Annotated in this window: 4 protein-coding genes; all 4 read left to right on the top strand. The window is 77.9% G+C overall.

Annotated elements, in window-relative coordinates:
- The first annotated feature begins 240 nt into the window (after window positions 1-240).
- The 4 genes from ACFXGI_RS26510 to ACFXGI_RS26495 are packed head-to-tail and all read left to right on the top strand — an operon-like array spanning window position 241 to window position 7,995.
- Window positions 241-3,018 (top strand): lantibiotic dehydratase, encoded by a 2,778-nt coding sequence (locus tag ACFXGI_RS26510; RefSeq protein WP_384711433.1) that lies wholly within the window; start codon window positions 241-243, stop codon window positions 3,016-3,018.
- Window positions 3,015-4,190 carry a lantibiotic dehydratase C-terminal domain-containing protein gene (locus tag ACFXGI_RS26505; RefSeq protein ID WP_384711430.1) on the top strand — a complete coding sequence of 392 codons (1,176 nt, stop codon included), beginning with the start codon at window positions 3,015-3,017 and terminating at the stop codon, window positions 4,188-4,190. Before ACFXGI_RS26510 ends, ACFXGI_RS26505 begins: the two co-directional genes overlap by 4 nt.
- Window positions 4,187-6,004 carry a hypothetical protein gene (locus ACFXGI_RS26500; protein ID WP_384711427.1) on the top strand — a complete coding sequence of 606 codons (1,818 nt, stop codon included), beginning with the start codon at window positions 4,187-4,189 and terminating at the stop codon, window positions 6,002-6,004. The genes ACFXGI_RS26505 and ACFXGI_RS26500 overlap by 4 nt, the downstream gene beginning before the upstream one ends.
- Complete coding sequence (locus tag ACFXGI_RS26495) at window positions 6,001-7,995, top strand: TOMM precursor leader peptide-binding protein (protein WP_384711425.1); 1,995 nt, start codon at window positions 6,001-6,003, stop codon at window positions 7,993-7,995. The genes ACFXGI_RS26500 and ACFXGI_RS26495 overlap by 4 nt, the downstream gene beginning before the upstream one ends.
- Window positions 7,996-8,001: the final 6 nt, after the last annotated feature.

Genomic DNA, 8,001 nt, shown 5'->3' with positions numbered 1-8,001 from the left:
GGGGGCGGGGGGCCGCCTGCCATGCCCGGGTCCCGCGGGCGGTGAGCGGGCGCCGGGGGGCGGCGGCCGCGCGCCGGCCCGGCGGCCCGCCCCCCCCCCCGCCCCCACGGCCTGCGGCCCGTGGGCCTGCCTTTCCGGATCAGGCCCGAGCCGCAGGACAGCTCACAGTCCCAGACCGCACCACGGGAGCCCGCCTTGCCGCACCCCGCCCAGCCAGCCGCAGCGCACCACGTCGCGCCCGTGTCGGGGACCGCCCCGTACGCGCTGGTCCGCACCACGGTGACGGCGCATCCCGCACAGCCGGACGAGGCCGCGCCCGTACGGACCCTGCTCGACCGGCTCACCGCCCTCACGGCGCAGGAGGACGCACTGCGTCCGGCCCTGTGCGACGACCTCTTCGCCTCCCGGTCCGGCCACGACGAGGAGTTCCACCGCCACGTGGTGCTCCCGCTGCGCCGGGCGCTGCACAACGGCCGCGTCCCCCGGCCCGCCCTGCTGGACCGCCTCGGCGAGCTGCCCGTACGGCTGCCCCGGCTCCGCGCCTGGCTGAACCTGCGCGAGCTGCGCGACGTACTCCTCACGGACCTGGTGGCGGCCGTCCCCGGCGCCCTGGCCGCCGAGCGCTCCGCCCTCGCGCAGCTGTGCCGCTCCCCCGGTTTCAACCGGGCCGTCGCGCTCACCAGTGCCGACCTGCTGCGCGCGGTGTCCCGGGCCGCCCGGGACGAAGGCGGGCGCAGGGCCCGCAAGGAGGAGCCCTCGGTACTGCGGCACGCCCTGCGTGCCAGTACGAAGACCAGTCCGCTGTCGTGGTTCACCGCCGTGGGGTGGTCCGGCGGGGAACCTGAACGGACACCGCCACCGCTCCCGCCGCTGCGGTCCGTGGTGCGGGAGCACCGGACGCTCGTCGAGGCGCTCGCCTGCGCGCTGCTGGACGAACCGCGCCGCCGCCGCACGCTCCCCCATCGCATGACCAGCAGCGCGCGGCACACCGCCGACGGGCAGGCCCTGTACACGCGGGACCACACGTTCTTCGCGGGCGGCCGGTATCTCGTCACCCACGAGGAGGCGGTCGAGCTCGCCGCCCGCCCCGCCCTGACCGCGCTCGACGCGCTCGCGGCCGCGCCCGCGCCGCCGGACGAGCTGGCGGCCCGGCTCGGTCCGGCCCTCGGCCGCCCCGGCACGGACCCCGCCGTCGGCCGCTTCCTCGGCCAGCTCGCCGACGGCGGCCTGCTGGTGCCGGTGGCGCCCGTCGATCCTCAGCACCCGTACCCCTTGCGTGCGCTGGCCGACTGGTTGCGGCAGTGGCCCGAGGACTCGGCCCTGTCCGACCGGATCGAGCGGCTCGCCGCCGACACCGGCGCCTTCGCGAAGGCGCCCGCCGAGGGGCGGCCCGCCCTCCTCGCCGGCCTGGCGGACCGCTGGCGCCGCCTGCTGGCCGACGCCGGCCGGCCCGTGCCCGCCGATGCCGCCCCGCTGAACGTGCTCTCCGAGGACGTGCTCGCCGCAGACGTGCTCGCCGCAGACGTCCTCGCCGCAGACGTGCCCTCCGAGAACCTGCTCTCCGCGTACGTGCTCTCCGAAGACCTGCCCGACGGCCTTGCACGCGGCGGCCACGCACGCGCCGCCGGGTACCCGGCCGCCTCCATCGCGGGGTCCGGTCGGCTGACCGGCGCGGACCGGGCCGTGCTCGGTGAACTGACCGCCCTGGCCGAACTGTTCGACCTCGGCCACCTGATGCGGAGGGCCGCGCTGGAGCGCTTCACCGCCCGCTACGGGCACGGCGGGACCTGTCCGGCCCCCTGGGAGTTCGGCGCCGACACCGCCGCCGCGTGGGAGGAGTCCGCACGCCTCGCCGCCCGGCCCTCCGATGACCCGGGACTCTCCCCCGAGCTGGCCGAACTGGCCCGCCTGCGGGAGGAGTTCGTCCAGCACGTACGGAACGCCGCGGCGGCCGCGCCCGGCGGCTGGGCCGAGGAGGTCGTCCTGCCCGCCGAGGAGGTCCGCGCACTCGCCGCCCGGCTGCCCGGCTGGACCACCGCCCGCCCGCTCAGCTACGCCTGGTTCGTCCAGAGCGCCCGGAGCACGCAGAGCGGGCGGAGCGCCGACGAGGGCGCCGACGGCCTGCTCTGCGTCAACCACGTCTACGGCGGCTGGGGCCGCTTCACCAGCCGCTTCCTGGACGATCTGCCCCCCGGGGCCGCCGCCGAGGTGGCCCGCGCGATCCGCCGCGGTCTCGGCGACGGCGCCCGCGCCGCCCAGGTCCGGCCGGTCGGCGGCTTCAACGCCAATCTCCATCCGCTGCTGGTCGGCGAGGAGATCGGCCCCGACCGGTACCGCAGCGCGCTCGCCGAAGCCGATGTGGAGTTGGTCCACGACCCGGAGTCCGACCAGCTCCGGCTTCGGGTGCGGGCCACCGGCGAACCCCTCGACGTCCTCTACCTGGGCTTCCTCGCCCCGGTCATGCTGCCGCAGCGCCTCGCCCCGTTCCTCTGCGACCATCCGGCCGGCGTCGTGGACTTCCGGCGGCTCCTCCCCCGCCACACCCTGGCCGTCCCCGGCGGCGAGGTGCGGCGGACCCCTCGGCTGCGCCACGGACATGCGGTGCTGGCCCGGCGGCGCTGGCACCTGCCCGAAGGGGTGGTGGCCGCGCTCCGCGCCGACCTCGCGGCCGACCCCGGCGAGATCCCGGCCGCCGCCGCGGCCCGTTGGCGTGCCCTGCTGGGGCTGCCCGAGCAGTTGTTCCTGCACCCGGTCCCGGAGCCCCCCGCCGGCCGCCCCGCCGAGGACTTCGTACGGAGTCTGCGCGCGCCGAAGCCGCAGGCCCTGGACCTCGGCAGCCCCCTGCACCTGCGCTGCCTCCCCGGCTGGCTTGCCCGCCATCCGCGCGGGGCGGTGCTGGAGGAGTCGCTGCCCGTCTTCGGCGGCCGGAGCCGCCCCGCGCATGCGGTGGAGCTCGTCGCCGAGACCTACCGGCCCGCACGCACCCCGTCCGTCATCCGCCGAGGAGACACCCCATGAACGCCCCGGCCACCGGCCCGGACACCGCCCGGTCCGACGCGCACACCGCCACCGCCCTCGACGTGGTCGTCCACCACTACGAGCCGGTCAAGGCCCCTCTGCTGCGCGACGCCGTGCTGCCGCTGGCCCGGCGGGCCGCCGCGGACGGGCTGACCGTCCACGTCGAACGCCACTGGCTGCACGGCCCGCACCTGCGGCTGCGGCTGCGCGGCCGTCCCGACGCGGTGGCCGCCACCGCCGGGCGCACCGCCGCCGAGCTGCGCGCCCACGTGGCCTCGCACCCGTCGCGGGCCACCGCCGACGGGGAGCGCCTGCTGGCGCAGGCCGCGGCGGCGGGGCGGGCCGAGCTGATCCCGCCCCCGTACGGTCCGCTCGTGCCCGACAACACCGTACGGGTGGAGCCGGTGGACCTGACCTCCCTGAACGCGCTGATCGGCCCGGACGGGGTGCGGCTGCGCGAGGAGCTGCTGGCGCTGGGCCTGCCCGCCCTCGCGGCGGGCACCGCGTTCCTCGGCGAGCGCGCGGACACGTCCGCCGCCCGGGTCGAGTTCGTGGTGGCGGCCCTCGCGGCCCATGCGGCCGCGCACCCCGAAGGACTGGTCGGCGGCCACTACTCGTACGTCTCCCACCTGGAGGACTTCCTCGTCCAGGAGGACCGCGACGGGCGGGTGCGGGCGGCCTTCGACCGCCGCTGGGAGGCGGTGGGCGAGCAGATCTCCGCACTGGTGGGCCGGATCTCGGGCGGGGGTGCGGCCGGCTGGGAGCGGGCCTGGGCCGACTGGTCCGCCGGGGCCTGGCGGATCGCGGAGGAACGGCTCGCGGCGGGCGCGGACTTCACCGGGGTGCGCGAGGAGTACGTGGACCGGGCCGCGGCGCTGGGCGACCGGGCCACCGCCGAGCGCTGGGACCGCAAGGCGCGGACCCGGTACAGCGAGTTCCACCGGCTGCTGCACCGCTCGGACCCGCAGGGCACGATGTGGAGCCGCCCCGACTACCTGGTCCACCGGGCCTGCACGAACGGGCTGTACCGGCTCCTCACCATCTGCGATGTCCGTCCCGTGGAGCGCTACCTCGCCGCCCACCTCGTCGTACGGAGCGTGCCGGAACTCACCGGGCACCGGTGGCAGGCGCGCATCGACGAGGTCATCGCCTCCGTGGAGGGGGCGCCGTGAGCGGCGTCGGACCGGTGCGCCTGCGACTGCGGCCCGGGGTGGCGGTCACCCCGCTGCGGGAGGGTCTGCACCTGCGCGGGCGGGACGGGAGCGTGACGCTCGAGGGGAGCAAGGCCCTGCCCGCCCTGTGGGAGCTGCTGTCCGAGCGCCTCGGGTACGGATCCGGGACCGAGGACGTGCCGGGCGCGGGCGCGGGCGGGGGCGGGGAAGCGGGCCGACGCCGTCTCGATCCGGCCGATCCCCGGGTCGAGAGCGCGCTGGCCGCGCTGACCGCGCAGCTGCACGCGCACGATCTGCTCGCCGAGTATCCGGCCGGGGCGGCCGAACCCCCCGCCTGGCTGGGGGCCTCCACGCACCGGCCCGGACCCGCGGCCGCGGCCCTGGCCGCCGCACGGCCCGTGGTCGCGGCGGCCGATCCCGACGGGCCGCTCGCCACCGCGCTGATCGGTGTCCTGGACCGCGCGGGGACCCCGCCGGATGTGTACCGCGACAGGGGCCTGCCGGCCGGGCGGGTGGTGGCGGTCGCGGGCACTCCGCCGGTGGCCGTGGCCGTGGCCCGTACCGCCGCGGGCGGCTTCGTCACGGCCGCGGCCGAGCCGGAACGCACCCGTACGGACGCCGAGTCGATCGCCGTACGCCTGCGCACCGGCACCGGCACCGGCACCGGCACCGGCACCGGCTCGGCGGACGCCCGGGGGACGGCCGGGGCTCCGGCTGCCCTCACGGCCCTGCTGGCCGGGGCCGCGGCGCAGCGCCTGCTGTGTGCCGCGGCCGGTCTGCCCGATCCGGCCGTCCGGGAGGAGGACCCGCAGCTGCTGCCGGACCGTCCCGCCGTACTGGTCGCCCTGGCCCGGCCTCCGCACGCGTCCTACCGTCCCTGGGTCGGCGGGCCGGCCGACCCCGCGTCCCCCGCCCTCTCCCCCGCCGGCGATCTGGCCGAGACGCTGCGCCGCATCGGGGCACTGGGCGACCCGTACCTGGGCGTGCTCGACGCACCGCTGCCGGGGGATCTCCCCCAGTTGCCCGCCTCGCTCGCGGTCTGCACCTCGGTGGCCGGGCCGCTGGTGGCCGGGGGGCCGCGGACGGACTTGGCCCGGGTCTCCGCTGCGTGCCGCGCGGCCGAACTGCACCTGGGCGAAGGGCTGCCGGGCCCGGTGGCGGTCGGCGCCGGACCGGGGCACGCCCTGGGGCGCGCCCTGCGCCGGGCCGCCCTCGCCGCCGCGGGTTCCCCGGACCCCGGCCGCGCCGTGGGCGAGGAGGAATGGCGCGGACATCCGCAGGCCCGCCACTGGTGGACCGTACTGACCCGGCACCTGGGGCTCGCGAGGGAGATGACGGTTCACCGGCTCCCCGCGGAGCAAACCTACCTGGCCGTCGTACGGGACCCGGCGGGCCTCGCCGGGACCGCCGCGGTGGCCGCACGCGCGGTGGAGGCGACGGCCGCCGACGCCGCGGCCCTCGCCGCGCTCGGCGCGGTGACCCGGGCCATGGCCGCCGAGCACGGTCCGGCCGGGGCGGTGCACGCCGCCTTCAGCGGGGCCGAGGCACCCCTCGCCGTGGCGGGAGCCGAGCTGGCGGCCTGGACGGACGAAGGGTGGACCGACCGCTGGCTGGCCGGGATCTCCCGGCGGGAGCCGGAGCTGTGCGCGGCGCTGGCCCGGCTGACCGGGCTGACCGGCCGGCTCCCCGAGCCCTGGCGGCCGGGCGGGGCGGAGCTCGGCGGCGGCGGAGCCGCCCGGTCGGCCGAGCCGGTCCTGGCCGCCTTGCACACCTGCGGATTCACCGTTCTGGCCGGGTGGGGAGGAGCCCGATGATCGGGATCACGGAGAAGAGGCCCGGGACGGCTGCCGGCACGAAAGTGGTGGCCACCGTCGCCGGCCCCGTACCCGTCCTGGATCCGGCCGCGGCGCTGGAGACCACCGGCGGCGCCGCCGTCGTCCACCTCACCTCCTGGACGCTGGAGCTGGCGGAGCGGCTCAGCCGCCACGCGCTGGCCCGTCCCGTACGCCTGGTACCGGTGCGAGAGGACGGCGCGCTGACCGTGATCGGGCCCGTGCTGGAGCCGGGGGCGCGGGCGTGCCTGGCGTGTGTCGAGTACCGGCGACTGGCCACCACCGGCGGCCGGGTGCCCTGGCAGAGCCCCCGGATGGCGCTGGCCGGCACCGGCACCCCGGCCATGGCGGAGGCGGCCCTGCTCCTCGCCGCCGCCCTTCTGGATTCCGGGCCCGACGCGGAGGCGGACGCGGAGGCGGGCGCAGCGGCGGACACGGAGGCGGGCGGCGCTGCGCCGGCCACCGTCCACATCGTCCAGAGCCACCGGGGCACCTGGTCCACGCACAGTGTCCGCCCGGTCGGCGGCTGCCCGGTGTGCCGCCCGCTGCCGGCCGACTCCCCGGCGGCGGCCGGGTTCCCGGACGCGCCTCTGCCGCTGCCCGACCCCACCGTGCTGCGCGGCCCCAACGACCTCACGGAGGCGGACCGGTTGCGGGCCGAGCTGTACGACGAGCGGTTCGGCCCGGTGCGCCGCCTGTTCCGCACCGAGGACTCCGCCTTCGCCCTCACCACCGCGTGGGTGACGGACGGCCGCCTGGTCGACGACGGCGGGTACGGGCGCTCCGCCGACTTCCGCTCCAGCGAGCGGGTGGCGCTGTTCGAGGGGGTGGAGCGGCTGGCCGGGATGCGCCCGCTGGGCCGCCGCACGGTCCTGCGCGCATCGTTCGCCGAGCTGGGCCCGGAGGCCGCCGTGGACCCCGTCCGGCTCGGTCTGCCCGATCCGGCCCACCGGGGCGACCCCGCCTCCCACTCCGTCCCGTACCACGCCGACCTGCAGCTGGACTGGGTGTACGGCTGGTCGCTCACCGAGGGCCGGGCCCGGGCGGTGCCCGAGCACGTGGCGTACTGGGACCTGGCGCGGGGTCCCGGCCGGGCACGGGTGGTCTACGAGTCCTCGAACGGCTGCGGGCTCGGGAACAGCCCCCAGGAGGCCGCGCTCTACGGGCTGTTCGAGGTGGCGGAACGGGACGCCTTCCTGATGGCCTGGTACGCGCAGACGCCGCTGCCCGGCATCGCCCTGCCCGCCGACGACCCGCTGGTGACCGCCCTGGCCTCGCGCGCCGCGCTGATGGGCTACCGGCTGAGCCTGCTGGACGCCACCAACGACCTCGGCATCCCGGCGGTGGTCTCGCTCTGCCGCTACGAGGGGGGTCACCCCGGCGCTCCGCGCGCCTTCCTGGCCGCCGGCGCCCATCACGATCCGCGCGCCGCGATCCGCTCGGCGGTGGCGGAGGTCGTCACGAACGTGCAGGACTCCGTGCACCGGCCGGCCGGTCCGGGCGGGGCGCGCGACCCGGAGCGGCTGCGCCCCATGCTCCGGCGGCCCGAGCTGGTGGTCGGCCTCGACGACCACGTGGGCCTGAACACCCTGCCCGAGGCGCAGCCCAGGCTGGAGTTCCTGTTCGACGACGTCCGGGGCGACGTCCGGGAGGTCCCCTGGCAGGAGCGGTGGCCGGGCGCTCCGACGCCGGTGGCCGACCTCACCCGGCTGCTGACGCAGACGGTCGCCCGACTGGCGGCCGAGGGGCTGGAGGTGCTCGTCGTCACGCAGGACGAGCCGGGGATCCGGGACCGGCTGGGTCTGTACTGCGCCAAGGTGATCGTGCCCGGCACCCTCCCGATGACGTTCGGCCACGTCAACCGCCGCACGCTCGGGCTGCCCCGGCTGCTGGAGGTGCCCCATCGGCTGGGGCGCACCGCCCGTCCGCTGCTGCACGACGAACTCCCCTTGTACCCGCACCCGTTCCCGTGAGGACGA

The organism is Streptomyces sp. NPDC059355, from assembly GCF_042752335.1.
Classification (GTDB): domain Bacteria; phylum Actinomycetota; class Actinomycetes; order Streptomycetales; family Streptomycetaceae; genus Streptomyces.
This window is presented reverse-complemented; position numbering and strand designations above follow the sequence as displayed.

What these genes read in the sequence shown, in the direction of transcription:
- ACFXGI_RS26505 (WP_384711430.1), top strand. Translation starts at nt 3,015, where the DNA reads ATGAACGCCCCGGCCACCGGCCCGGACACCGCCCGGTCCGACGCGCAC.
- ACFXGI_RS26495 (WP_384711425.1), top strand. Translation starts at nt 6,001, where the DNA reads ATGATCGGGATCACGGAGAAGAGGCCCGGGACGGCTGCCGGCACGAAA.